Here is a 24,641-nt window from a genome sequence, read left to right on the forward strand (position 1 = left end):
GCCGCCTATCATAACGACTTCCCCCTGCCCTGCCCGTGACTTCCATGCAGTTCGACCGCCCCTTCGACGTGATCGTGGTCGGCGCCGGCCACGCCGGTGTCGAGGCCGCGCTGGCGGCTGCCCGCAGCGGCGCCGCGACCCTGCTGCTGACCCAGAACCTGGAAACCATCGGCCAGATGTCCTGCAACCCGGCCATCGGCGGCATCGGCAAGAGCCACCTGGTGCGCGAGATCGATGCGCTGGGCGGCGCCATGGCGCTGGCCGCCGATCGCGCCGGCATCCAGTTCCGGGTGCTGAACCGCAGCAAGGGCCCGGCGGTGCGCGCCACCCGCGCCCAGGCCGACCGGGCGCTGTACCGCCAGACCGTGCGCGGCATGGTCGAGGCGCAGCCGAACCTGAGTCTTTTCCAGCAGAACGTCGAGGACCTGATCGTCGAGGACGGCCGCGTGCGCGGCGTGCTCACGCAGATGGGCCTGAGTTTCAGCGCCCGCGCGGTGGTGCTGACCACCGGCACCTTCCTGGGCGGCGTCATCCACGTCGGCGAGCAGCATTACGGCGGCGGCCGGGCCGGTGATGCGCCGGCCATCGCGCTGGCGCGGCGCCTGCGCGAGCTCGGCCTGCCGGTCGGGCGCCTTAAAACCGGCACGCCGCCACGCCTGGACGGGCGCAGCATCGACTACTCGCGCCTGCAGGAACAGCCGGGCGACACGCCAACGCCGGTGTTCTCGTACCTGGGCAGCGCCCGGCTGCACCCGCGCCAGGTCAGCTGCCACCTGACCTACACCAGCGAGCGCACGCACGACATCATCCGCGCCAACCTGCACCGCTCGCCCATGTACGCCGGCGCCATCGAGGGCGTCGGGCCGCGCTACTGCCCGTCCATCGAGGACAAGGTGGTGCGCTTTGCCGACAAGACCGCGCACCAGATTTTCGTCGAACCGGAGGGCCTGGACACCTGCGAGGTGTACCCGAACGGCATCTCCACCAGCCTGCCGTTCGACGTGCAGCTGGCGCTGGTGCGCTCCATCGCCGGCTTCGAGCACGCGCACATCCTGCGCCCCGGCTACGCCATCGAGTACGACTTCTTCGACCCGCGCGCGCTGCAGCCGTGGCTGGAGACCCAGGCGCTTGGCGACCTGTTCTTCGCCGGCCAGATCAACGGCACCACCGGCTACGAGGAAGCCGCCGCGCAGGGCCTGATCGCCGGCCTGAACGCGGCGCGCCGGGCGCGGGATCTGGAACCCTGGTGGCCGCGCCGGGACGAGGCCTACATCGGCGTGCTGATCGACGACCTGACCACCCGCGGCACGCGCGAGCCGTACCGCATGTTCACCTCGCGGGCCGAGTACCGCCTGTGGCTGCGCGAGGACAACGCCGACCAGCGCCTGACCGAAACCGGCCGGGCGCTCGGCCTGGTGGACGACGTGCGCTGGGCGCATTTTTGCCGCAAGCAGGACGTCATCGCCGCCGAAAAAGCGCGCCTCGGCGCCATCCTGCTGCGCCCGGAGCGGCTCGACGAAGCCGACCTGGCGCTGCTGGGCGGCCCGCTGTCGCGCGAGAGCACGGCGCTCGACCTGCTGCGCCGTCCGACCATCGACTACCCCACCCTGCACCGCCTGCCGGGCGTGGGCGAGCCGCATGCGGATGCCGAGGCCACCGCCCAGCTCGAAATCGACCTCAAGTACGACGGCTACCTCGGTCGCCAGCGGGCCGAGATCGAACGTCAGCGCCACGCCGAAACCACCGCCCTGGCGGCCGATCTGGACTACGCCGCCATCCGCGGCCTGTCGCACGAGGTGCGCCAGAAACTCGCCGCCGCCCGGCCCGCCACCATCGGCCAGGCCAGCCGCGTGCCGGGCGTCACGCCGGCCGCCATCTCGCTGCTGCTGGTGCACCTGAAACGCCGCAACCGTCCGTCCGTCGATGCCGCCTGAGGCGGCGCCCGGCGACTGGGATCAGGCGCGCAGGCAGCTCGACCAGGGCCTGGTCGCTTTAAATCTTGACCTGCCGGCCGCCAGCCGGGATCAGCTGATCGCCCTGCTGCGCCTGCTCGCGCAGTGGAATCGCAGCTTCAACCTCACCGCCCTGCGCACGCCGGCCGACATGGTGGCAGGCCACCTGCTGGACAGCCTGGCGGTGCTGGCGCACCTGCCGCCGGGGCGGCTGCTGGATGTGGGCACCGGCGCCGGCTTTCCCGGCCTGCCGCTGGCCATAGCCCGGCCGGACACGGCGCACGTGCTGCTCGACAGCCACCTCAAGAAGACCCGCTTCGTGCAGCATGCGGCCTTGACGCTGGACCTGCATAACGTCGAAGTGGTCCAGCAGCGCGCCGAGCAATACCAGCCGGACCCGCCGTTCCCGGTGGTGATCGCACGGGCATTCGCTCCCCTGCCTCGCCTGCTGCGCCTGATCGGCGACCTGTGCGCGCCCGGCGGCCGTGTACTGGCGCTCAAGGGACCGGCTGTCGAAACGGAACTGACCGACCTGCCGGCCCAGTTCGAGCACATCGACACGCTGACCCTGCCCGCCGTGACCGGCCGTGACCGGCGCACGCTGGTCGTGCTGGCGCGGCGGGCGGTCGGGTAAAGTGTCGCCGCCGCGCAGTTCCTGAACCCAAATCCATGCCACGCATCATCGCCATCGCCAACCAGAAAGGCGGGGTCGGCAAGACCACCACCACCGTCAATCTGGCGGCGAGTCTCGCCCGCGCGCGCCAGCGGGTGCTGCTGATCGACCTGGACCCACAGGGCAACGCCACCACCGGCAGCGGCATCGACAAACGCGCCGCCAGCCCCGCCACGCTGGAAGTGCTGACCGGCGAGGCGACCCTGGCCGATGCGCGCCAGACCGTGCCGGCCGGCTTCGACGTGCTGCCGGCCAACGCCGACCTGACCGCCGCCAAGGTGCTGCTGCTGCAGATCGAGCGGCGCGAGTTCCGCCTGCGCGACGCGCTCGGCCCGATCCGCGACGAATACCACTACGTGCTGATCGACTGCCCGCCGGCGCTCGACATGCTGACCGTGAACGCGCTGACCGCCGCCGGCTCCGTGCTGATCCCCATGCAGTGCGAGTACTACGCGCTGGAGGGCCTGTCCGACCTGCTCGACACCATCAACGACATCGCGAGCAGCGCCAACCCCGGCCTGCACGTGGAAGGCGTCCTGCGCAGCATGTTCGACCCGCGCAGCCGCCTGTCGCGCGACGTGTCCGAACAGTTGCAAAGCCACTTCGGCGAGCGCCTGTACCGCACCGTGATTCCGCGCAACGTGCGCCTGGCCGAGGCGCCCAGCCACGGCCTGCCAGTGCTCGACTACGACCGCAGCTGCGTCGGCAGCACGGCCTTTCTCACCCTGGCCGGCGAAATGCTGCGCCGGCATCACCTGAAGGCCAGCTGATGAGCCAGAAACGGGGACTTGGCCGTGGCCTGGAAGCGCTGCTCAGCAGCGCCGCGCCGGCCAGCAACAGCGAACGGCTGGTGCGCCTGCCGATCGAGCAGATCGAACGCGGCCGCTACCAGCCGCGCCGCCACATCGGCGAGGAAGAACTCGCCGCCCTGGCCGACTCCATCCGCGCCCAGGGCGTGGTGCAGCCGGTGGTGGTGCGCATGATCGGCGAACAGCGCTACGAACTGATCGCCGGCGAACGGCGCTGGCGGGCCTCGCAACTGGCCGGCCTGCACGAACTGCCGGCCATCGTGCGCGACATTCCCGACGAAGCCGCGGCGGCCGTGGCGCTGATCGAGAACATCCAGCGCCAGGACCTGAACGCCATGGAAGAGGCCGACGCACTCGAACGCCTGACGCGCGAGTTCGGTCTCACCCACGAGCAAGTGGCGCGCGCCGTCGGCCGCTCGCGCGTGGCGGTCAGCAACCTGCTGCGCCTGCGCCAGCTCACGCCGCAGGTGCGCGCGCTGCTCGAAAGCCGCCAGCTGGACATGGGCCACGCCCGCGCCCTGCTGGCGCTGGAAGGCACGGCGCAGATCGAACTGGCGCAGCGGGTGGCAGCGCAGGGCCTGTCAGTGCGCCAGACCGAGCATCTGGTGGCCCGCGAACTGCGCGGCGAGACCACGACGCCCGCCACGAAGCCCGCGCCCAGCGCCGACGTGCGGCACCTGGAGCAGAATCTCGAAGAACGCCTCGGCGCGAAAGTCAGCATCGAACACGGCCGCCGCGGTGGCCGGCTGGTGATCCGCTACTCCAGCCTGGACGAGCTGGACGGGATACTGGGGCATATCAAGTAATTGGCCACCCGGCGCAATGATAGACGATGGGTTACTACTGCGCGCCGCCACGGCAGGCAGGGGCGCTACATCAACCCCGTCCCACGGGCGCTAGGCTGGCCACAGGAAACGTAACATCGGCTGCAATAGGGCGATATTTTCGGTAACGGGTCCGGCAATTTGAGCTAGTCAGGGAGCCTCTGAAATGAACGAATGGGCCGCCGACGGCGGCAAATTTGCTGCTATCGTTCTCACTTTCATAGTCGTTGGCCTCTCGTATATTATCGGCTGGTTTTTGCGTACGTTGATCGCGCCACCCGGACCACCAACAACGCCGACAGAGCTCGGCCGCTCATGGGCGGGCTGGGTGGTTCTCATGTCATCCATAGCTCTTTTATACAAATTCTTTATCACGTTCGAGCTTTTTTCGCTTTTTGGATGGTTTCTTGGCACAAGCGTGTTGGGAATATCGACCTTTGCAGTTGGTTGGGGTTATGGAAAATTTTTTAAGTTTTCCAATCAACCCACACCATTACCGAATGCCCCACCCAGCGGCGAACATCTTGCTGCGGACGACTCTATAAACGCAAGTGACCATGCCCCAGCTGACGAGTTGACTTGGCTCTCTGGCGAGCAATTGGCCTTGTGTGAAACCTTTATTGGAAAGAAAGGCCTGCGCTATTATCTTCCACGATTCGAGAAATTTGCTCAGCAAAAGCCCAAGCTCACACCCACCTTCGATTCATTTTCTATCTACGAGTACACCGCCAAGTTCTTCAAGCCCAGCTGGAACTGGTCTGCGTTTTTATTTACCTACGGTTGGGCGATTTATCGGAAATTGTATGGATGGTCCATTGTACTTTTCTTGACTTCGGCTTTTTGCTTTATGGCAATGACAGAAGGAGCGGCGGGACTTGGATTTATTTCTCTGATTGCCGTACATATCGCCTCCGGCATATACGCTAACGCCGCATACTACTCCAAGGCTAAAGAGATAGTCGTAGCAGCTGCACGGACTACCGGATCAAACAAGCAAGGTCGTTCAGAGGTCGGCGATAAGGGTGGCGTCAACCTTTTAGGCGGTTGGGTGGCGGCCGGCCAGGTATTTGTGGGTATCTCGGCCATCTTGATGGCTCTTGTCGCTTATGACCAACAAGTATCTATAACAGGAAGCTCGCTAGGCCAGGCCCCTCTGCCGAGTTCCAGTGAGGTGGTGGATACACCGAAAATGGTAGAAGCGCCACCGGCTGCACCTGTTGAACAGTTACAGAAAGCGCCTGCCTTGAAAGCGGGATGGGCGCCCGTTTATTATGCCCCCGATCATACCGTCTACGTAGATTTGGGAAGTCAGAGATCAAACGACAGCTCCGCGACAATCAAGGTGCTTATCGATTATGATATTGTGCAAGAAGAAGCCGGAAACCTCTATCTCTCGTCTGTAGGACACCACCAAGTTGATTGCGGAAATCACGCCATAAGGCAAGTATTCTTTGCCCTGTATTCCAGCCACATGGGTGATGGCGCTCCTATTTGGTCCGACTCGTTGAATCAAACATTTCAACCCATCGTGCCGCGCTCCCTTGGCGAAGCGATATTTATATCGGTGTGCCATACGTAAATTCGCAAATGGTTCAATCGTGTAGGTTGGGCTGACGCAGGAAGCCCAACAGATTCAACCCTCGTCCGAAAAACACGCTTGCGAAGCCTACGCGTTTTGCATCCCACCCAAGCATCACGCACAGAAAGCGCTCCGTCGGGCAGGTTGCAGGCGGCAACCCTTATGCTGCGGTATTATCCGTGTAACCGATGTTGGGCTTCCTGCGTCAGCCCAACCTACCGGACTTTGCGCAGTCCCTCTCGACTGACGGTTTATGTTTCGGGGGGTAGCCCAATTTTTTTCCTTATAAAGGCCTGAACCTTGGCAGCCTTTTCATATTCGGTTGTGTTTGAAAATAGAATTAGATTTTTTGCTGCTTCTTCTGGAGCCCATTTTTTAAGTTTGAGATAGTAGCGATACCAACATGGCAGGCATTGAGTTGCCGCAAATAGTTGAGCCGATGCCTTACGATTAGCAAGTACGCGCTCGTGATATAGATTTTGCATTTCATCATTAAGCTCGACGGCATTTACCACTTGCGCGTAGTAAATGAAATCCATTAGCACTTGATTTCTAACATCGTTAAATCGCAGGATCGGTTGGATATGAAAAATCGAGAGCCAATAACCCAATGCACCGGCAGCAATACCGATCAAGGCTGTTAATAGATTTATATCCATGTGCATGCGCAATCTGCCCGAGAAACATAACGCCTGAATTAAGCCGCGCCGCGAAGCGGTGTCGGCTTGTATGAATTGTTAGACCAACCACCCTATTTACTTGATCCAGCCCGCGCAATAAGCGTAGCGCATTGCGGCGCATATCCAAGTCTTCCAACACTCAACTTACCGCCCTCCCGCCACAAAAGCCCCAGCCGGATCAAGCTCCGCCTTGAGCCGCCGCTCGATGGCCGCCTGCGCCGCCGACGCCGGCTGAAACACGCCGCCGCTTCGATCCCCGCGACAGATTTACGTGGCGTGGCCATGCGCGGCGGCTGTCGCCCAGACCTGTGCCAGTGGTGCCAGGCTGCGCAACCAGTTCATATAGACTGGGCTCCTGCGACTGGAGAGAAGAAATCGACGTTTTCGGTATCAGTCCGTTACATCGCTGATATCGTTGGCGCGAAAGTCGGGCGGCATGTTCGATTGGGCGCAATAGCGGGCGCTGCGCTCCCAGCCGTCTGCGCTCTTGGATGTGAATGCCGCATCGCCCTCGAGCGTGTAGGTCGTGACGCTGGTTTCCGGCGAAGCATTGTCCTGCAAATCCCCGCAGGCTTCGGTGACGCGGTAGGTGTTCGGCCCCGTTTGCTCGATGTTCTTGAACTCGCAGAAGTCACGCGCACCGCCGATGCCCTCGCGGCGGAGCAGCATGACCGTCGCGTTTGAGGCTTGGCCGCAGGGCGTATCGCTGGCGACGTAATAGCCGCGCTTGAGCGGCAGCGCGGCGATCGTGGCCGCTTGTGCGGTGGCAGGCGCGGTTTCCGGCGCAGCCGGTGCGGCGGCTTGGTTTGCGGTGCCGGTATCGGCTTGTGCGGCAGCAGCGGAAGCGTCCGGCGCGCTTCCGGTTTCCGTTTCTGCCGCGCCCTCTGTGGCGGCGGCATTCTCCGCCGTCGCGGCATTCTGGCCGCACGCGGCAAGCCCCGCCGCGAACAGCAGCGCCACAACGAGGAAACGGGCTTTGTTCATGATGCCTCCACGCGTAAAAGTCCTTTCTGGTGCGGCTAACGTAGCAAAGGCCAGGCCCGCGTAGGCGTAACAAGCGTAGGGCCTTGCGCCGTTTTGCCGAGTGTTCCAAAGCTCAACGTGCCGCCCTACCGCCACCGAAAACGCCATCCAAATCAAGCTCCGCTCTGAGCCGCCGCTCGATGGCCGCCTGCGCCGCCGAGACCGGCTGGAACACGCCACCGCTGCGATCCCCGCCGCGCATCAGCGTGGCGTGGCCATGCGCGGCGGCGGCTTTCGCCCAGACCTGCGCCGGTGGTGCCGGGCTGCGCAGCCAGCGCTGGGCGCCGCCCCAGTCGAGCAACCAGTCGCCGGGCAAGTCGAGCGGCGGTGTGGCCGGCGGCAGGGACACGCGCCACAGCGGCGCGTCGCCCGCGAAGAAGGGCAGTTCGAGATTGCGTAGCGCCTGCCAGAAGGCGGCGCCGGCCGGCAGTTCCTCGCCGCCAATCTGCTGGCGCGCGGCGTTGACGCCATCGGCGGTGCCCGACAGGCGCAGGCACACCCGTCCGTCGTCCACGCACAGGCCGGACAGCGGCCAGGGCCGGCGCTGCCAGTCGATCATCGCCTGCAGCGGATCGGCGGGTTCCAGCACCAGCGTGAGTTCCGTTTCCGGCACCGGCAGCACGCGCAGCGAGGCTTCGAGCAGCACGCCAAAGGCGCCGAGCGAGCCGGCGTACAGGCGTGCCAGGTCGTAGCCGGCGACGTTCTTGATGGTCTCGCCGCCGTAGCGCACCGATTCGCCGCGGCCGTTGATGGCCCGCACGCCGAGCACGAAGTCGCGCGCCGCGCCCGCCCACGGCCGGCGCGGGCCGGAAAGACCCGCCGCGATGGCGCCGCCCAGCGTGCCGCGACCGCCGAACTGCGGCGGCTCGAAGCCGAGCATCTGCCCCTGCGCGGCCAGCACGGCGTCGATCTCTGCCAGCGGCGTGCCGGCGCGGGCGGTGATGACCAGATCCCCCGGCTCGTAACTGAGCACGCCGCGGTGGCCCGTGATGTGGAGCGCCTCGCCGGCGCGCGGGTTGCCATAAAACGCCTTGCTGCCGTGGCCGTGGGCGCGCAGCGGCTGGCGCGTTTCGATGGCGCGCCGCACGGCGCCGACAAGCGCCTCGGTGTGATCCTGGTCCATGCTCAAAACCGATCCAGTTCCGGGTGCGGCAGGTGGCCGTGGTGCACGTGGCTGCCGCGCAGCTCGGCGCAGCGGGTCAGCGTCGGGATGGCCTTGCCGGGGTTGAGCAGGCCCGAAGGATCGAAGGCCCGCTTGACGGCGAAGTAGTCCTCCAGCACCGGGTCGGCGAACTGCCGGCAGGCCTTGTCGATCTTCTCGGCGCCGATGCCGTGCTCGCCGGTGATGGTGCCGCCCACGGCCAGGCATTCGTCCAGGATGCGGCTGGCGAGTTTTTCGGTGCGCTCCACCTGCTCGGGCACGCCGCCGTCGTACAGGATCAGTGGGTGCAGGTTGCCGTCGCCGGCATGAAACGCCGTCGCCACGCGCTGGCCGTACTCCTCGGCCAGCTCGCCGATGCGGCGCAGGATGCCGGACAGGTGCCGGCGCGGCACGGTGGCATCGACGATGTAGAAATCCGGCGACACGCGGCCCATGGCCGGAAACGCGCCCTTGCGCCCGGCCCACAGGCGCGTGCGCTCGTCCGCATCGCGCGCCAGGCGCAGGTCGTAGCCGCCACAGGCACGCATCAGTGCCTGCACGCGTTCGAGCTGGGCCTCGACCTCCGCCGTGGCGCCGTCGAGTTCGCACAGCAGCAGCGCCGCGGCATCCACCGGCAGGCCCATCTGGATGTAGCCCTCGACCACCTCGATGGCCACCTGGTCCATCATTTCGAGCCCGGCCGGCACCACGCCGGCGGCGACGATGTCCATCACCGCCCGCCCGGCGCGCTCCAGGTCCGGAAACGCCGCCTGCAGCAGCACGATGGATTCGGGCAGCGGCAGCAGTTTCAGGCGCGCCTCCACCACCACGCCGAGCATGCCCTCGGAACCGGTGACCAGCGCCAACAGGTCGTAACCGGGGCCATCCAGGCCGCCGCTGCCCAGGGTCAGCAGATCGCCGTCCATGGTGACCAGCGTCACTTCGAGCAGGTTGTGGGTGGTCAGGCCGTACTTGACGCAGTGCACGCCGCCCGAGTTCTCGGCGATGTTGCCGCCGATGCTGGAGGCGAACTGCGAGGACGGGTCCGGCGCGTAGAACAACCCATGCGGCGCGGCTGCCTCGGACACGGCCAGGTTGCGCACGCCCGGCTGCACGCGGGCGATGCGGTTGTCGGGGTCGATTTCCAGGATGCGGTCAAAGCGCGTCATGGACAGCAGGATGCCGTCCGTGCGCGGCAGCGCGCCGGCCGACAGCCCGGTCCCGGCGCCGCGCGGCACCACCGGCACGCCGTGCTCCTTGCACAGCCGCAGCAGCGCCTGCACCTGCTGCACCGTCTCCGGCAACGCCACCGCCAGCGGCAGGGCGCGGTAGTTCGAAAGCGCGTCGCACTCGTAGACGCGGCGCTCGGCCTCGGCCGTCAGCAGGCCGTCCGCCGGCAGTACGCGGCGCAGCGCCGCCAGCAGGCCGGCGTGATCCGCGGTTCGGGATTCAGTGACGTGCATGGCCCCTCCAGATGGCAGCAATGGTAGCCGCTGCGTCCAAAGGACAGGTCGGCGCCGCGGATTGGCTTATAGTTCTGCGCCGCAAAGAAGCCGCCCAAGCCGCCGAACATGTCCCGCAACACCGCCATCCTGCTCGTTACCTGTCCCGACCAGCGCGGCCTCGTCGCCGCCGTCGCGGACTTCCTGTACCGCCACGGCGCCAACATCCTGCACGCCGACCAGCACGTGGACATCGCCGCCGGGCTGTTTTTCATGCGCGTGGAATGGTCGCTGGCCGGCTTCGACATGTCGGCCGCCGACTTCACCACCGCCTTTACGCCGCTGGCCGAAAAGCATGCCCTGCACTGGCGGCTGGAAGAATCCGACCGGCGCCAGCGGGTGGCCATCTTCGCCTCCCGCTACGACCACTGCCTGGCCGACCTGCTGTACCGCCACCGCGCCGGCGAACTGTACTGCGACATTCCGCTGGTGATCAGCAACCACGAGGACACGCGCCAGCTGGTCGAGTTCTACGACGTGCCGTTTCACCTGATCGAGGTGACCCCGGAAGGCAAGACCGATGCCGAGGCGGCGCAGCTGGCCCTGCTCGAACAGAACGCCGTGGATCTGATCGTGCTGGCGCGCTACATGCAGATTCTGGGGCCGCGCTTCGTGGCCCGTTACCCGGCGCGCATCATCAACATCCACCACTCCTTCCTGCCGGCCTTCCTGGGCGCCCGCCCCTACCACCGGGCCTTCGAGCGCGGCGTCAAGATCATCGGCGCCACCAGTCACTACGTCACCGACACCCTGGACGAGGGGCCGATCATCGAACAGGACGTGATCCGCGTGTCGCACCGCGACCAGGTCGAAAACCTGATCCAGAAAGGCCGCGACGTGGAGAAGATGGTCCTCTCGCGCGCCGTGCGCTGGCACCTGGAACACCGCATCCTGGCCTACGGCAACAAGACCGTGGTGTTCGACTGAGCCGTCGCTCGGCGCTCGCTCAAAGCCTGGACGCCATTTGGCGCGCACAACTGCCGCCACCTACAATCCAAACGGTCGGTCGGTGCCGGTGACGGCGTCCGTCGGCGCACCACGCCATCCGCATCCACACACTGCGCGAGGAGAATCCGCATGAGCAAGGGGGTCATTTTTGTTTCCACGGACTGGATTTCGGACGTGCTGGCCGACGCACTCGGCACGCTCGACTGCGAAATCATCCGCGGCCCGGCGGCCACCGGCCCGGGTTTCACCGTCTACAACCCGGCCGACTATGAGCGGCTGTTCGGTCGCACCGACGTGATCGTGGCCAGCCCCATCACCAAGATCGACCGCTCGATCATGGAAGCCGCGCCGCGCCTGCGGGCCATCATGTCGCCGGTGATCGGGGTCGAGAGCATCGACGTCGACGCCGCCACCGAGCTTGGCATCATCGTCGGCCACGGCGCCACGCCGGAGAACTTCTTAGGCATGTCCGAGGCGACCGTGCTGTTCATCGCGGCGCTGGCCATGCAGCTGCCGTTCAAGCAGCGCCTGCTGGCGGAAAACGCACCCCGGCCGCGCGAGCTCACGGCCCGCAGCGTGCGCGGCCGCACCATCGGTCTGGTCGGCATGGGCCGCATCGCGCGCGGCGTGGTCGACCGCCTGCAGGGCTGGGAAACCGAGATCCTCTACTTCGACCCCTACGTGCCGCAGGACAAGGCGCCGGCCGGCACCAAGAAGGTGGAGCTTGACGAGCTGCTGAAGCGCTCGGACTTCGTCAGCCTGCACGTGACGGTGACCGACCAGACGCGGGCCATGATCGGCGAGCGCGAGCTGCGCCTGATGAAGCCGACGGCGTACCTGGTCAACACCGCCCGCGGCGCGGCGCTGGACGAAGCCGCCGTGTACAAGGTGCTCAAGGAAGGCGCGATCGCCGGCGCGGCACTGGATGCCTTCGTCGAGGAACCGCTGCCGATGAGCAGCCCGCTGCGCGAGTTCGTGGGCTCAGACAACGTGATCCTGACGCCGCACATCATCGGCCACTCCTACGATGTGATGGCCTCGCTGCCGGTGGCTGCAAAGGCCAACGTCGAGCGCGTGCTGCGCGGCGAGCCGCCGCTGTACACCAAGAACCCCGAGGCCATCGAGCGCTGGAAGGCGCGCCTGGCCAAGATCGGTTGACAGTAATCCGTTGATTGCTCGATGCCCCCGGCCGCACGTGCCGGGGGCATGCTTTCCTTGAGCGATGGCCGTTTCTGGCACACTCGCCGCGCATGTCCGCCCGCCTCACCGTTCATTTCTCCGGCGTCCCGGCCGCTCATCTGGCCGCCGTGTCCGGTCTCACGCCCGTTGCCACGCCGGCGGGCGATTCCGCCGCCGACGCCTGCGCCCTGTTCGGCCTGAGCGGCCCCGATCTGCCGCTGGCGGCCATCACCTACACCCACGATTTCAGCACGTCGCCGCCGGCCTGGTGTGCACGCCTGGACCCGGTGTGCCTGATGCCGTCCGGCGCCACGCTGCGCCTGATTGAACTCACCCAGACGCCGCTTTCGGAAGCGGACGCCCGCGAGCTGTTCGACCGGGTCAGCGAAGCCGGCGTGATTCCCGGCGTGCAGTGGCGGTTTGGCGCGCCGCAGCGCTGGTATGTGGAGAGTACCGATACGCCGGATGTCCGGACCTGCCCGCCCGACAGCCTGCCCGGTGGGGATGTGGCCGCCGGCCAGCCGCGCGGCACACACGCGCCCCGCTGGCAGGGCTGGCTGAACGAGCTGCAGATGCTGCTGTTCGATGCCGCGCCAAATCTGGCCCGCGAGGCGCGCGACCTGCCGCCGGCCAACGGCCTGTGGCTGTGGGGCGGCGGAATGACGCCTGTCCTCCCGCCGGCGCCCTTCGATACCGTGTGGACCGATCAAGCCCTCATCGGCGGGCTTGCCCGCCTGGCCGGGTGCGCGCCGCAGGCGGCGCCAGAATCGGTCACCGAGTGGCTCGATGCCCTGCCCGCAGGTCACGCGCTGCTCGGGCTGGCGGCCGACGCGGCGGCACCGGAACGCGCCGCGCACTGGCTCGATGCCTTGCAGGCCGCGCTCGACGGCGGACGACTGGAAGCCATCACGCTGCATGCGGGCGGCGCACGCTTTCACTTGCAGCGGCGCAGCCTGCTGGCGCGGCTGCGCCGTGGCCTGCGCCGCCGCGCACTGCGGTGAAACTCGGGCAGACGATCCGGCGCCGTCCGACGCCGCCGGCGCAGCAGGTCGCCGCGCTCGAAGCCCGCCTCGGCTGCCCGGTGCTGGCACGGGTCTATGCCACGCGCGGCGTGGTCGCGGACGAGATCGGCTATGCCACCGAGCGCCTGTTGCCGCCCCATTCGCTGCTCGGCATCGATGCGGCAACCCGGCTCGCGGCGCGGGTGCTGACCGGCGGTGGACGGCTGCTGGTGGCGGCCGATTACGACGCCGACGGCGCCACCGGCTGCGCGCTGGCGGTGCGCGGCCTGCGCGCGCTGGGCGCCGCAGCGGTCGATTACCTGGTGCCGAGCCGCTTTACCACCGGCTACGGCCTGTCGCTCGAGGTCGCCGAAGCCGCCCTCGCCCGCCGGCCGGACCTGCTCATCACAGTCGACAACGGCATCGCCAGCCTGGACGGCATCGCCCGCCTGCGCGCCGCCGGCGTGCCGGTGATCGTCACCGACCACCACCTGCCGGGCGAACGGCTGCCGCCGGCCGACGCCATCGTCAATCCACGCCTGCCGGGCGATGGCTTTGCGAGCAAGCATCTGGCCGGCGTGGGGGTGATGTTCTACCTGCTGCTGGCACTGCGGGCCCGGCTGCGCGCGGACGGCTGGTTCGGCGGCGGGCGGCCCGAACCGAATCTGGCCCGCCTGCTCGACCTGGTGGCGCTGGGCACGGTGGCCGACGTGGTGCCGCTCGACTACAACAACCGCCTGCTGGTGGCGCAGGGCCTGGCCAGACTCAACGCCGGCGGCGGCCAGCCCGGCGTGCGCGCGCTGCTGAGCCTTGCGCCGCAGCGCACGCAGGTGACTGCGGGCGATCTGGCCTTTCGCGCCGGGCCGCGCCTGAACGCCGCCGGGCGCATGGACGACATGAGCCTGGGGATCGAATGCCTGTTGACCGACGACCCAAGCGCCGCGGCTGACATGGCGGCCCAGCTCGACGCGCTGAACCAGGACCGCCGCGCCGTGGAGGCGCAGATGCAGGCCCAGGCCACGGCGCTGACCCGCGCCCTGCCCGACCCGCTGCCGGCGGCGCTGTGCCTGCACGACGCCGACTGGCACCCGGGCGTGATCGGCATCATCGCAGCGCGCCTGCGCGAGCGTCACGGCCGCCCGGCGGTCGCCTTCGCACCGGCCGAAGACGGCCGCTGGCGCGGCTCGGCCCGCTCGCTGCCCGGCGTGCACATACGCGATGCATTGGCCGCGGTGGCGGCACGCCAGCCGGGACTGATCGAAAAATTCGGCGGTCATGCGATGGCGGCCGGCCTGACGCTGGCGGGCGAACATCTGCCCGCCTTTGCGGCGGCGCTGGCGGATGCGGTGCTCGAACAAACCGGCGGGGTTCTGCCCGAGGACGCCCTGCTCAGCGACGGCGCGCTCGACCCGGCGCTGCTGACGCTGGACCTGGCCGAACGCCTGCACGGCGCCGGACCGTGGGGCCAGGGCTTTGCGGCGCCGCTGTTCGACGATGAATTCGAGCTGCGCGAGGCGCGCATGGTGGGCGCCGATCACCTGCGCCTGCTGCTGGCGCCGCCGGCCGGCGGCGAGGCAGTTGCGGCCATCGCCTGGCGCGCAGCGGCGCTGCGCGAGCAGCTGGGATCGCACCTGCGCGTGGCCTACCGACCGCAGGTCAACGCCTGGCGGGGCGAGCGCCAGTTGCAGTTGCTGGTGGAGGGGCTGGCGCCGGTGTGAGGCCTCCGGTCCGGCGGCGTTTGGTCAGGACCCACCCGGTGTGCTCGCCGCAGATTCGCGGCTGAAGCCGCAGCGGTTCTCGATGTGGGAGGCCGCCCTCGGGCCGAATTGCTCGAATTGGAAGATTCGCGGCGGGGGCGCCGCTCCCACGGGGACGCCGCCCGCAGCCCCTGCCTTCAGGGGCTCGTTAGTTCGGGCCCGAGGCCGTGTTCAGACCGCCGCCACTCGCAGCAGCCGCTGGCGATAGGCGTAGTACAGCGCCGGTACCACGATCATGGTCAGCCCGGTCGAGAACAGCGTGCCGAATATGACGCTGATGGCCAGACCCTGGAACACCGGGTCCAGCAGCATCACGGTGGCGCCCAGGATGTTGGTCAGCGAGGTCAGCACGATCGGGCGCAGGCGCAGCGCGCAGGCCGTGCGCATGGCCTCGCGCAGGGTCATGCCCTGCGCCTCGGCGTCGCGGCCGAACTCGATGATCAGCAGCGAGGCGCGCACCACCATGCCGACCAGGGCGATGATGCCGACCATCGAGGCGCCCGAGAATTCGGCCCCCATGATCAGGTGCCCCGGAAACACGCCGATGAAGGCCAGCGGCAGCGCCGCCAGCGCCACCAGCGGGATCGCGAACGAGCGGTAGTACGCCACCAGCATCAGGTACACCACGCAGATCGCCAGCAGCAGCGCGTAGGTCATGTCGCGGTAGGCGTCGAGCATCATGCGCGTCTCGCCTTCCCACAGCATGTTGGTGCCGCGGATGGTGTCCGGCGGTTCGTCGTAAAGACCCAGGTTGCCGACCCGCAGCGGCTGGCCCTGGCTGCCTTCGACGGCTGCCAGCCGCTGGTTCAAGCCGAGCACCGCGTAAAGACCGGCGCCGGTCAGGTACTCGCTGCCGACGAAGATTACCCGCTCGTTGTCCTTGTGCAGGATCGGCTCGTCCTCGCGATCCGCCACCACGTGCACCAGTTCCGACAGCGGCACGATCTGGCCGGCGGCGTTGCTCAGCTGAATGCGGTCCAGGTCCTGCGGGCGCAGCTCGTCGCGGCGCGGCACCTGGATGCGGATCGGCACCACGTTGCGCTCGTCCGGCAGGTGCACGCGCCCGACCGCGACGCCCTCGAACAGCACCTGCAGCACGTCCGCGATCTGCCGACTGGACACGCCCGACAGGGCGGCCTTTTCCTCGTCCACCACCACGCGGTGGCGGTGCACCGGCTCGGTGACCGAATCGAACACCTCGGCCACGCCGGCCGTGGCCTCGAACTGCGTGAGCACATCCGCCGCCACGCGACGCATGTCGTCCTGATCGGTGCCGTACACCTCGGCCAGCACCTTGGCGCGGCTGGGCGGCCCCGGCGGATCGTCAAAGGTACGGATCACGCTGCCCGGATAGCGCTGGCTCACCGCGTGCAGGCGCGGGCGCAGCTCGGCCACGATGTCGAGCGAGGTGCGCGCCCGCTGCCGGCGGTGGATCAGGTTGACGCGCACCTCGGCCTGGTACGGCGCGTACCGATTCAGGCTGCCGCGCAGCAGGTTCGACAGGTCCGTGACCCCCGGCTGGGCCAGCGCCACCAGGTAGTTGCTGACCTCGGGCGTGGCACGCAGCTCGCGCCCGACCTCGCGCACCAGCGCGTCGGTCTGCTCGACGCTGGCGTTCTCCGGCAGGTCGACGAAGATGTTGAAGGTGTTGACGTCGTCCTTGGGCAGGAAGGTCATCAGCAGGCCCAGCAGCGACTTCTCGCCGACCGGCCCGGACGGGCGCAGGTACTGCCAGGCCGGCATCAGGGCGCTGAGCGCAATCAGCCCGACCATGGCCACATACAGCGCGCGGCGCGCCAGCGGCCGGTCCAGCAGCAGGCACAGCACCCGATCGTAGGCGCCGTAGGCCTGCGCACTGTGGGCCTGAAAATCACCGAGCAGGGGCTTGGGCCGCAGCCACCGGCGCGCCGCCCAGGGCGTGACCACATAGGCGAACAGCAGCGAGGTGAACATCGCCGTCGGCAGGTTGAACACGATCGGGAAGAAAAACTCCCCCGGCATGCCGCTGACCACGATCATGGCCGCGAATACCGCCATCATCGAAAAGGTGGCGAAATTGGTGGCGTTGCCGATCTCGGCCACCGCCAGCACGGCCATCGCCCGCCGGTCGCCGGCCGGATTGTCGGTGTAGTGGCGGTAGATGTTCTCCACCACCACGATGGCGTCGTCCACCAGCGAGCCGAGCGCCAGGATCAGCGCGAACAGCGCCACACGGTTGATGGTGACCCCGGCAAAGCCGTCGGCCATGACCACGGTGAGCATCACCAGCGGCACCACCAGCATCACCATCAGGCCCTCGCGCCAGCCCAGCGTCAGCAACAGCGTCCCGACCACCGCCAGGATGGCGACTGCCAGATGTTCGACCAGCGTGTTGACGGCGTCGTCGGCCTTGTCGCCGTCGTTGCGCGTGGTCACCACCTGCACGCTGGCGGGCACGAACTGGCGCTGCATGCGCAGCACGCGCTCCTGGACCTGCTGGCCGATGCGCACGGCGTTCTGGCCGGACTTCTTGGCCACGGCGATGGTCACTGCCGGCAGTTCCTGGCCACCCAGCGCTGCAAAACGCGGATCCGCCGCACCGAAGGCCAGCCGGGCCATGCTGTGGCGGTCCTGCGGCGGGCCGTCGATGATTTCCGCGACGTCTTCAAGGTAGATCAGCCGGCCCTTGCTCTCGCCCACCACCAGGTGCCGCAGGTCTTCCAGCGACGCCAGCTGGTTGTCCAGATACACACCGGCCCGTTCGCCGCGCTCGGTGATGTCGCCCACCGGGCGCGCCAGGTTGGACGCCGCCAGGCGCGCCAGGCCCTGATCCAGGGTGATGCCGAAGGCCTGCATGCGCTCGGGCTCCACCTCCACCCGCAGCTCGCGATCACGCCCGCCATAGACCTGCACGATCGACACCCCGCGCACACTGCGCAGGCGTTCGGCCATGCGGTCGGCCACGCGTTTCAGGGCATGGTCGTCATACTCGGCCGAGGCCAGGGTAATGGTGACCACCGGCACGTCGTCGGCGTCGATCGGCGTGACGGTCGGCGCACCGGCCTGCGGCGGCAGGCGCGGGCGCAGTTGCTCGACCTTGTCGTAGACGCGCACCAGAGCCGCTTCCTTGGGCACGCCCACGTCGAACTCGACCTGCACCGAGGCCAGGGAGTTGCTGGCCGTGCCATAGGTGTGCTTCACGTCCGGCATTTCGGACAACGCCGCTTCCAGCGGCGTCAGCAGCAGGCGTTCGACCTCCTGCGCACTGGCACCGGGCAGCGCCACGCTGACCTGCGCGGCCGGCACCAGGATCTGTGGGTTCTCCTCACGCGGGGTCAGCAGCAGGGCCAGCGTGCCGAACAGGGACACGCCCAGGATCACCAGCGGCGTGAGCTTCGAATCGACAAAAAAGCTGGCCAGACGGCCAGCGACGTTGAAGCGCGGATCGCTCATTGCGCGGCAGGCGTGCTGACCGCCAGGCGATCCCCGTCACGCAGGTCGGCCGGCGGGTTCAGCACCAGCCGGTCGCCGTCCACAAGGCCGGCCGTGACCTCCACCCGCCCGTCGATCTGTCGACGGGTGCGCAGCCAGCGAAACTCGACCCGACCGTCCGCCGCCACCCGGAACACGCCCGAAAGACCACCGCGCTCGGTCAGCGCCGCCTGCGGCACGGTCAGGGGCTGATCTTCACCCACGTGGAACTGGGCGCGCCCGAACATGCCCGGCAGCAGCCCGGCGGCAATCGGCAGACTGACCTTGACCTCGTAGCGCCGGGTGGCTGGATCGGCTGACGGCACCACCCGCAACAGACGCCCTTCGTAGGCCTGCGGCGCGGCGTCGAGTTTCACGCGCACCGGCTGCGCCGGGTCGAGCTGCGTGACGCGGCTCTCGGCGACGTAGGTCTGGAACACCAGCGTGTTCCGGGCCTCGATTTCCAGAATGGGCACGCCCGGCGTGGCCAGATCACCGGCCTCGCGCAGCCGCGCGACCACCACGCCGTCGACCGGGCTGATGATGCTGGTGTAGGCCCGCTGGGCATTGGCGGTTTCGAGTGCCGCCTGGGCCTCGGCCAGGCGCGCCTGCGCCACCTGGCGCCGCACTTGCGCCTTGCGCAGGGTGTCCATCGGCACGGCGCCGGTCTTGGTCAGGGCGGTGAACTTGTCCACGTCCACCCGTGCATCGGCCAGATCGGCCTGCGCCGAGGCGAGCGCCGCGGCCGCCCGCCGCACCGCACCCTCCACGTCGGACGGGTCGATTTCAACCACCACCTGGCCCTCGCGGACCAGGTCCCCTTCCCGCACTGCGAGCTTGCGGATGAAGCCGCTGATGCGCGACGACAGCTGCACGCGCTCATCGGCAATCACGCTGCCGGGGGCCGTGTAATAGCGCGGCACCGTGCTGACGCCGGCGGTGGCCAGTTCAAGATCGTTGCGGCTGCGCGGCGCTGACGATGGAGTCGAATCGCCGCAGGCTGCCAGCAGCAGCGGTAACAGCACAAACAGCAGCGGGCGGCCAATCCCTGGCCGGCGGAGCATTACTTCGGATCCTTGCGCATACCGTGCAGGGCCAGGTCCGTGACGTGATCGATGATCGCCTGACGCAGATCGTCCGGCGTGTCGGAGGGCATCAGATAGCGCCGTACCGGCTCCAGGGTGTAGTGCCCGATGGTCAGTGCCAACGCAGAGCTCGCCAGGAACGAGGGCCGGTAGTTGCCGGGCGGCAGGTCGCGTCCCACGCGCATGATTTCCCGGAACGGTTCGGCGAATACCCGGGTTGCCAGGTATTCGAGCCGCTTCTCGTCCCGCTCCAGCAGCTCGCGCCGCAACATGGGCAGGAACAATTCGTCGCCGTGGATGGCGTCGACCAGCACTTCCACCACCCGGCGCACCTTGTCCTCGAACGTCGTCAGGCCCTTGAGGGCCTCGCCCATGCGGCCGATGCGGCGCCGGAAGGTGTACTCCAGCACTTCCAGATACAGCTGGTCCTTGTCGGTGAAGTGGTGATACAGCGCCGCCGGCGTGATGCCGCAGGCCTTGGCCAGGTCGCGCATGGAGGTGGCCGCGTAGCCACCGGCGGCGAACAGCGGCGCCGTTTTTTCCAGGATGTCTTCCTTGCTCAGGCGACGGATGAGCTTGTCTGTTGCAGGCGGCATTGGTTTTTTATTCCTGAATGAACGTTAGGCGCGGCTGCGCATGATACTGATCCGTGCCGTAAACGCCAGTCCGGCGCCGCATCATTTAGCAACAGTCAGGCCAGATTCGCCGGCTCCAACCGGTCACTCGCTGGTCGAGGCTGCTTCACGCCGCTGCGCACGCCTCGCGAGCAGCTTGGCCACCAGCAACCCCAGCTCAAACAAAAGCCACACCGGCACCGCCAGGATGGTTTGCGAGAACACGTCCGGCGGCGTCAGCAGCATGCCGACGATGAACGCGCCGACGATCACGTACGGCCGTCCCTTGCGCAAGGTAGCGATGTCGACGAAGCCCAGCGACACCAGCAGAACCACGATCACCGGCACCTCGAAGGCAACCCCGAAGGCCAGGAACAGCGTCAGCACGAAATCCAGGTAACTGGTCACATCGGTCATTACCAGCACGCCGGCTGGCGCTGCGGCGGCAAAGAAGCCGAAGATGATCGGGAACACCACGAAATACGCGAACGCCATGCCCAGATAAAACAGCAGCACACTGCTGATCAGCATGGGCAAGGCCAGGGCCCGTTCGCGCAGGTACAGGCCCGGCGCGACAAAGGCCCAGGCCTGGTGCAGCACCAGTGGCATGGCCAGATAGACCGCCAGCATCATCGCGAACTTGAACGGCGCCAGAAACGGCGCCGCAACGCCGGTGGCGATCATCGAGGCGCCTTCCGGCAGGCGCTGCATCAGCGGCTGCGCAAGCGTCGTGTACAGCGGGTTGGCGAACGGCATCAGCGAGAACATCAGCACCACGATGATCACCGCCGACCGCAGCAGCCGGGTGCGCAGCTCCAGCAGATGCGACATCAGGGACTGCTGGGGTGCTTCCTCAGGTTCCATCGCTGGCGGCACTCGTTTTGTTGGATTCAGGGCTTTGGGTCGGTGCCGACGAATCCACCTGCGCGCTGGCCGCAGCTGCCAGTTCCGTACCGGCCTCCACCACGTCCTTGTGCAGCGCCTCGACGGGCTCTGCCAACCGCCGGGCCTCTTCGCGCAGGGTCTGGCGCAGTTCCTCGGCCTTCAGCTCGCGGTCGACCTCAGCCGTAAAACGCTGCACGGTCGCGCGCAAGCGGCCCATCCACAGGCCGGCCGTGCGGGCTGCCTGCGGCAAGCGTTCCGGGCCCAGCACCAGCAGGGCGATCACGCCACACAGCAGCAGCTCGCTGAATCCGATGTCGAACACGCTGCCTCAGCCGTCGTGATGCTCGCGCTGCGAGGTGCTGTCGGCGGGGCGCGCCGGCTCGCTGCGGCGGTCGGCCAGGCGCTCGGCCTCGCGCGTCGCCTCGTCCTTCTCGCCTTCCTTCATGGCATTGCGAAAGCCCTTGATGGCGCCGCCCAGATCCCCGCCCAGGCTGCGCAGGCGCTTGCCGCCGAACAGCACCAGCACGATCGCCAGAATGATCAGCAGTCGCAGCGGCGTGATGCCTTCCAGGCCCATGGCCCTATCCTCCAAGTTGGGTGAATCATTGATCCTGCCGCTCGAACCGGCTATCGGACGCTCAGGGCACGCCGCGGCTGGCCTTCTCGTCCAGTCCCGAGCGCCCGAAGCGCCGCTCCAGTTCCGCCAGCACGTCGTCGACCGACAGATTCTGCGCCACCAGCACGACCATCGTGTGAAACCACAGATCGGCCGCCTCGGCGACGATGCGCTCGGGCACCCCATCCTTGCCGGCCATGACCAGCTCGGTGGCTTCCTCGCCGATTTTCTTCAGCATGCCGTCGGCGCCACCGGCCAGCAGCCTGGCGACGTAAGAGCTTTCGGGCGCCGCGCCGCGGCGCGCTTCCAGCACCGCCTGCAGGCGGGCAAGCACGTCACTCATGGCCGCTTGCGCCCGGATAAATGGCGTCTGGGCTGCGCAGCACCGGCTCGTCGGCGAGCCACTCGCCGTCGGCGAGGCGCAAAAAAAAGCACCGCTCGCGGCCGGTATGACAGGCGATGCCGCCCCGTTGTTCCACGGTCAGCAACACGGTGTCGCCGTCGCAGTCCAGGCGCAGCTCGCGCACGATTTGCGTGTGTCCGGAGGTCTCGCCCTTGCGCCACAGCCGCCCGCGCGAGCGCGACCAATACACGGCAACGCCCTCGGCCACGGTGGCGGCCAGCGCCTCGCGGTTCATCCACGCCATCATCAGCACCCGGCCGCTGCCGGCGTCCTGGGCGATGGCCGGCACCAGACCCCGTTCGTCCCAGCGCACGGCGTCCAGAAAATCAGGCATCGGCCAGCGCCGGATCGTCACGGCGCACCACCACGCCGGCCGCTGCCAGGCGCGCCTTGGCCTGGTCGATGCTGTAGTCGCCGAAATGAAAGATGCTGGCCGCCAGCACCGCGTCGGCATGCCCCAGCAGCACGCCGTCGCGCAGGTGATCCAGATTGCCAACGCCGCCGGAGGCGATCACCGGCACCGGCACGGCGTCGCTCACGCGGCGCGTGAGTTCCAGGTCAAAGCCCTCGCGGGTGCCGTCGCGGTCCATGCTGGTCAGCAGCAGCTCGCCGGCGCCGAGCGCCACCATGCGCTGCGCCCACTCGATGGCATCGAGGCCGGTGGCGCGCCGCCCGCCGTGGGTGAACACCTCCCAGCGCTGCGGCCCGACCTGCTTGGCGTCGATGGCGACCACGATGCACTGGCTGCCGAACTGCTGCGCCGCCTCGGCCACCAGCTGCGGCCGCTGCACGGCGGCAGTGTTGATCGACACCTTGTCGGCGCCGGCCACCAGCAGGCGGCGGATGTCCTCGACGCTGCGTACGCCACCGCCGACCGTGAAGGGGATGAACACCTGCTCGGCGACCGCTTCCACCACGTGCAGCAGCGTGTCGCGGTCGTCCGCGCTGGCGGTGATGTCCAGGAACACCAGTTCGTCGGCGCCGGCCTCGCTGTAGCGCTTGCCGGTTTCCACCGGGTCACCGGCGTCGCGCAGTTCGACGAAGCGCACGCCCTTGACGACGCGCCCGTGGTCGACGTCCAGACACGGAATGATGCGCTTGGCGAGCACGCCCTAGCCGCCCAGTTCCACGACGCGCCGCAGCGCCGTCGGCAGGTCGAGGCTGCCCTCGTACAGGGCGCGGCCGATCACCACACCGGACACGCCCTCGCCGGCGACGGCGCACAGGGCCTCGATGTCGGCCAGATCCGTCACGCCACCGGAGGCAATCACCGGCACCGTCACGGCGCGCGCCAGCTCGACCACGCCGTCCACGTTGACGCCGCGCAGCATGCCGTCGCGACCGATGTCGGTATAGATGATGGCTTCCACGCCGTCGCGCTCGAAATGCTGGGCCATGTCGATCACGCCGTGCTGCGACAGCTTGGACCAGCCGTCGATGGCTACCTTGCCGTCGCGGGCGTCCAGCCCCACGATGATATGGCCCGGGTACTCGGTGCAGGCATCGCCCACGAAGTGCGGCACGTTGACCGCCTGCGTGCCCAGGATCACGTAGCGCACGCCGGCGTCCAGATAGGCCTCGATGGTGTCCTCGTCGCGGATGCCGCCGCCGACCTGCACGTCCACGCCGGCGACTGCGGCCGTGATCGCGGCGATGACCTTGGCGTTGACCGGCCGGCCCGCCACGGCGCCATCCAGGTCCACCACGTGCACGCGCGTGGCACCCTGCTCCACCCAGCGGCGGGCCACGGCGACCGGGTCGTCGTCGAACACCGTCACGTCATCCATGTGCCCCTGGCGCAGGCGCACGCACTTGCCGCCCTTCAGGTCGATGGCGGGTATCAGCAGCATCAGTCCTCTCCTCGGGTAGTGCCGTCCCAGCTCACGAAGTTGGCCAGCAGACGCAGGCCCGCGTGATGACTCTTTTCCGGATGAAACTGTGTCGCCAGCAGGTTGCCGCGCGCCAGCGCGCAGGCGAACGCCGTGCTGCCGTGCTGGCTGCGCCCAAGCACGAGTGCCTCATCCGCGGGGCACACGTAGTAACTGTGCACGAAGTAAAACCACGCGCCATCCGGGATGCCGGCCAGCACGGGATGCGATTTCGTGAAGCCGACCTGATTCCAGCCCATGTGCGGCACCTTGCGCCGTTCGCCGCCCGGCAGCAACTCGCCGTCCGCGAAGCGCGCCACGCGCCCGGCAACCAGACCCAGGCCGGGCACGCCGCCGTCTTCCTCGCTGAACTCCAGCAGCGCCTGCAGGCCAAGACAGATGCCCAGGAACGGCTTGGTCAAGGCCGCCTCGCGCACCGCATCCGCCAGGCCGCTATCGGCCAGGCGCACCACGCAGGCGCCGATCGCGCCCTGGCCGGGAAACACCACCCGCGCCGCGTTGCGGATCACGGCCGGATCGGCACTGACCTGCACGCGGGCACCGACGTGCTCCAGCGCCTTGGCCACCGACCGCAGGTTGCCCATGCCAAAGTCGATGACGACGGTGTCGTTCATGGCGCGTCAGGAAAATC

The 24,641-nt window shown here is 67.9% G+C and carries 23 protein-coding genes and 1 pseudogene; 9 read left to right on the forward strand and 15 right to left on the reverse strand.

Annotated features, from left to right (window positions below):
* Positions 1–44: 44 nt before the first annotated feature.
* The 5 genes from mnmG to H5U26_RS07860 all read left to right on the forward strand — a co-directional run bounded on the left by mnmG (position 45) and on the right by H5U26_RS07860 (position 5,837).
* Positions 45–1,934: a tRNA uridine-5-carboxymethylaminomethyl(34) synthesis enzyme MnmG gene (mnmG, locus tag H5U26_RS07840; RefSeq protein ID WP_290618375.1), complete on the forward strand. Its 1,890-nt coding sequence runs from the start codon at positions 45–47 to the stop codon at positions 1,932–1,934.
* Entirely contained in the window at positions 1,924–2,586 is a 663-nt protein-coding gene (gene rsmG, locus H5U26_RS07845; RefSeq protein ID WP_290618377.1) for a 16S rRNA (guanine(527)-N(7))-methyltransferase RsmG, read from the forward strand. The genes mnmG and rsmG overlap by 11 nt, the downstream gene beginning before the upstream one ends.
* Positions 2,587–2,621: 35 nt before the next feature.
* On the forward strand, positions 2,622–3,395 hold the full coding sequence (locus H5U26_RS07850; protein ID WP_290618379.1) for a ParA family protein: 774 nt from the start codon (positions 2,622–2,624) through the stop codon (positions 3,393–3,395).
* The gene (locus tag H5U26_RS07855) at positions 3,395–4,240 is read left to right on the forward strand and encodes a ParB/RepB/Spo0J family partition protein (protein ID WP_290618381.1); all 846 of its coding nucleotides are present in this window, start codon (positions 3,395–3,397) and stop codon (positions 4,238–4,240) included. The genes H5U26_RS07850 and H5U26_RS07855 overlap by 1 nt, the downstream gene beginning before the upstream one ends.
* 184 nt (positions 4,241–4,424) lie before the next feature.
* Positions 4,425–5,837, forward strand: coding sequence for a DUF2628 domain-containing protein (locus tag H5U26_RS07860; protein ID WP_290618383.1), 1,413 nt, complete (start codon positions 4,425–4,427; stop codon positions 5,835–5,837).
* Between the two features lie 251 nt (positions 5,838–6,088).
* Here H5U26_RS07860 and H5U26_RS07865 read toward each other — a convergent pair whose 3' ends face one another.
* From H5U26_RS07865 to H5U26_RS07880, 4 genes are all read right to left on the reverse strand, one after another.
* Positions 6,089–6,502: a hypothetical protein gene (locus H5U26_RS07865; protein WP_290618385.1), complete on the reverse strand. Its 414-nt coding sequence runs from the start codon at positions 6,500–6,502 to the stop codon at positions 6,089–6,091.
* 405 nt (positions 6,503–6,907) lie between these two features.
* Complete coding sequence (locus H5U26_RS07870) at positions 6,908–7,501, reverse strand: hypothetical protein (RefSeq protein ID WP_290618387.1); 594 nt, start codon at positions 7,499–7,501, stop codon at positions 6,908–6,910.
* Between the two features lie 112 nt (positions 7,502–7,613).
* On the reverse strand, positions 7,614–8,663 hold the full coding sequence (gene glcE, locus H5U26_RS07875; RefSeq protein ID WP_290618389.1) for a glycolate oxidase subunit GlcE: 1,050 nt from the start codon (positions 8,661–8,663) through the stop codon (positions 7,614–7,616).
* A 2-nt stretch (positions 8,664–8,665) separates the two neighbouring features.
* Positions 8,666–10,144: an FAD-linked oxidase C-terminal domain-containing protein gene (locus H5U26_RS07880; protein WP_290618391.1), complete on the reverse strand. Its 1,479-nt coding sequence runs from the start codon at positions 10,142–10,144 to the stop codon at positions 8,666–8,668.
* 108 nt (positions 10,145–10,252) lie between these two features.
* Between H5U26_RS07880 and purU the strand changes: the two genes are divergently transcribed.
* The 4 genes from purU (at position 10,253) to recJ (ending at position 15,029) form a co-directional block, all read left to right on the forward strand.
* Positions 10,253–11,110: a formyltetrahydrofolate deformylase gene (gene purU, locus H5U26_RS07885; RefSeq protein WP_290618393.1), complete on the forward strand. Its 858-nt coding sequence runs from the start codon at positions 10,253–10,255 to the stop codon at positions 11,108–11,110.
* 150 nt (positions 11,111–11,260) lie between these two features.
* Positions 11,261–12,289 (forward strand): 2-hydroxyacid dehydrogenase, encoded by a 1,029-nt coding sequence (locus H5U26_RS07890; RefSeq protein ID WP_290618395.1) that lies wholly within the window; start codon positions 11,261–11,263, stop codon positions 12,287–12,289.
* Positions 12,290–12,381: 92 nt separating this feature from the next.
* Positions 12,382–13,311 (forward strand): hypothetical protein, encoded by a 930-nt coding sequence (locus H5U26_RS07895; protein WP_290618397.1) that lies wholly within the window; start codon positions 12,382–12,384, stop codon positions 13,309–13,311.
* Positions 13,308–15,029: a single-stranded-DNA-specific exonuclease RecJ gene (gene recJ, locus H5U26_RS07900; RefSeq protein WP_290618399.1), complete on the forward strand. Its 1,722-nt coding sequence runs from the start codon at positions 13,308–13,310 to the stop codon at positions 15,027–15,029. Before H5U26_RS07895 ends, recJ begins: the two co-directional genes overlap by 4 nt.
* 210 nt (positions 15,030–15,239) lie before the next feature.
* Here the strand turns inward: recJ and H5U26_RS07905 are convergent, their stop codons facing one another.
* The 11 genes and pseudogenes from H5U26_RS07905 to hisH form a co-directional block, all read right to left on the reverse strand.
* Positions 15,240–18,500, reverse strand: a complete 3,261-nt coding sequence (locus H5U26_RS07905; RefSeq protein ID WP_290618401.1) for an efflux RND transporter permease subunit — start codon at positions 18,498–18,500, stop codon at positions 15,240–15,242.
* On the reverse strand, positions 18,497–19,582 hold the full coding sequence (locus tag H5U26_RS07910; RefSeq protein ID WP_290618403.1) for an efflux RND transporter periplasmic adaptor subunit: 1,086 nt from the start codon (positions 19,580–19,582) through the stop codon (positions 18,497–18,499). The genes H5U26_RS07905 and H5U26_RS07910 overlap by 4 nt, the downstream gene beginning before the upstream one ends.
* A complete protein-coding gene (locus H5U26_RS07915; RefSeq protein ID WP_290618405.1) occupies positions 19,582–20,199 on the reverse strand; it encodes a TetR/AcrR family transcriptional regulator in 618 nt (205 codons plus the stop codon). Before H5U26_RS07915 ends, H5U26_RS07910 begins: the two co-directional genes overlap by 1 nt.
* Positions 20,200–20,346: 147 nt before the next feature.
* Positions 20,347–21,081: pseudogene (gene tatC, locus H5U26_RS07920) on the reverse strand (twin-arginine translocase subunit TatC); the annotation flags it as partial.
* On the reverse strand, positions 21,071–21,424 hold the full coding sequence (gene tatB / locus H5U26_RS07925) for a Sec-independent protein translocase protein TatB (RefSeq protein WP_290618409.1): 354 nt from the start codon (positions 21,422–21,424) through the stop codon (positions 21,071–21,073). The gene tatB and the pseudogene tatC, both read right to left, overlap by 11 nt.
* A gap of 6 nt (positions 21,425–21,430) precedes the next feature.
* Positions 21,431–21,679 (reverse strand): Sec-independent protein translocase subunit TatA, encoded by a 249-nt coding sequence (locus tag H5U26_RS07930; protein ID WP_290618411.1) that lies wholly within the window; start codon positions 21,677–21,679, stop codon positions 21,431–21,433.
* Between the two features lie 61 nt (positions 21,680–21,740).
* The gene (locus tag H5U26_RS07935) at positions 21,741–22,061 is read right to left on the reverse strand and encodes a phosphoribosyl-ATP diphosphatase (RefSeq protein WP_290618413.1); all 321 of its coding nucleotides are present in this window, start codon (positions 22,059–22,061) and stop codon (positions 21,741–21,743) included.
* Complete coding sequence (hisI, locus tag H5U26_RS07940) at positions 22,054–22,455, reverse strand: phosphoribosyl-AMP cyclohydrolase (RefSeq protein ID WP_290618415.1); 402 nt, start codon at positions 22,453–22,455, stop codon at positions 22,054–22,056. Before hisI ends, H5U26_RS07935 begins: the two co-directional genes overlap by 8 nt.
* Entirely contained in the window at positions 22,448–23,230 is a 783-nt protein-coding gene (gene hisF, locus H5U26_RS07945) for an imidazole glycerol phosphate synthase subunit HisF (RefSeq protein ID WP_290618417.1), read from the reverse strand. The genes hisI and hisF overlap by 8 nt, the downstream gene beginning before the upstream one ends.
* A gap of 3 nt (positions 23,231–23,233) precedes the next feature.
* On the reverse strand, positions 23,234–23,971 hold the full coding sequence (gene hisA / locus H5U26_RS07950; protein WP_290618419.1) for a 1-(5-phosphoribosyl)-5-[(5-phosphoribosylamino)methylideneamino]imidazole-4-carboxamide isomerase: 738 nt from the start codon (positions 23,969–23,971) through the stop codon (positions 23,234–23,236).
* Positions 23,971–24,624 (reverse strand): imidazole glycerol phosphate synthase subunit HisH, encoded by a 654-nt coding sequence (gene hisH / locus H5U26_RS07955; RefSeq protein ID WP_290618421.1) that lies wholly within the window; start codon positions 24,622–24,624, stop codon positions 23,971–23,973. The genes hisA and hisH overlap by 1 nt, the downstream gene beginning before the upstream one ends.
* Positions 24,625–24,641 lie beyond the last annotated feature (17 nt).

The organism is Immundisolibacter sp. (assembly GCF_014359565.1).
Classification (GTDB): Bacteria; Pseudomonadota; Gammaproteobacteria; order Immundisolibacterales; family Immundisolibacteraceae; genus Immundisolibacter.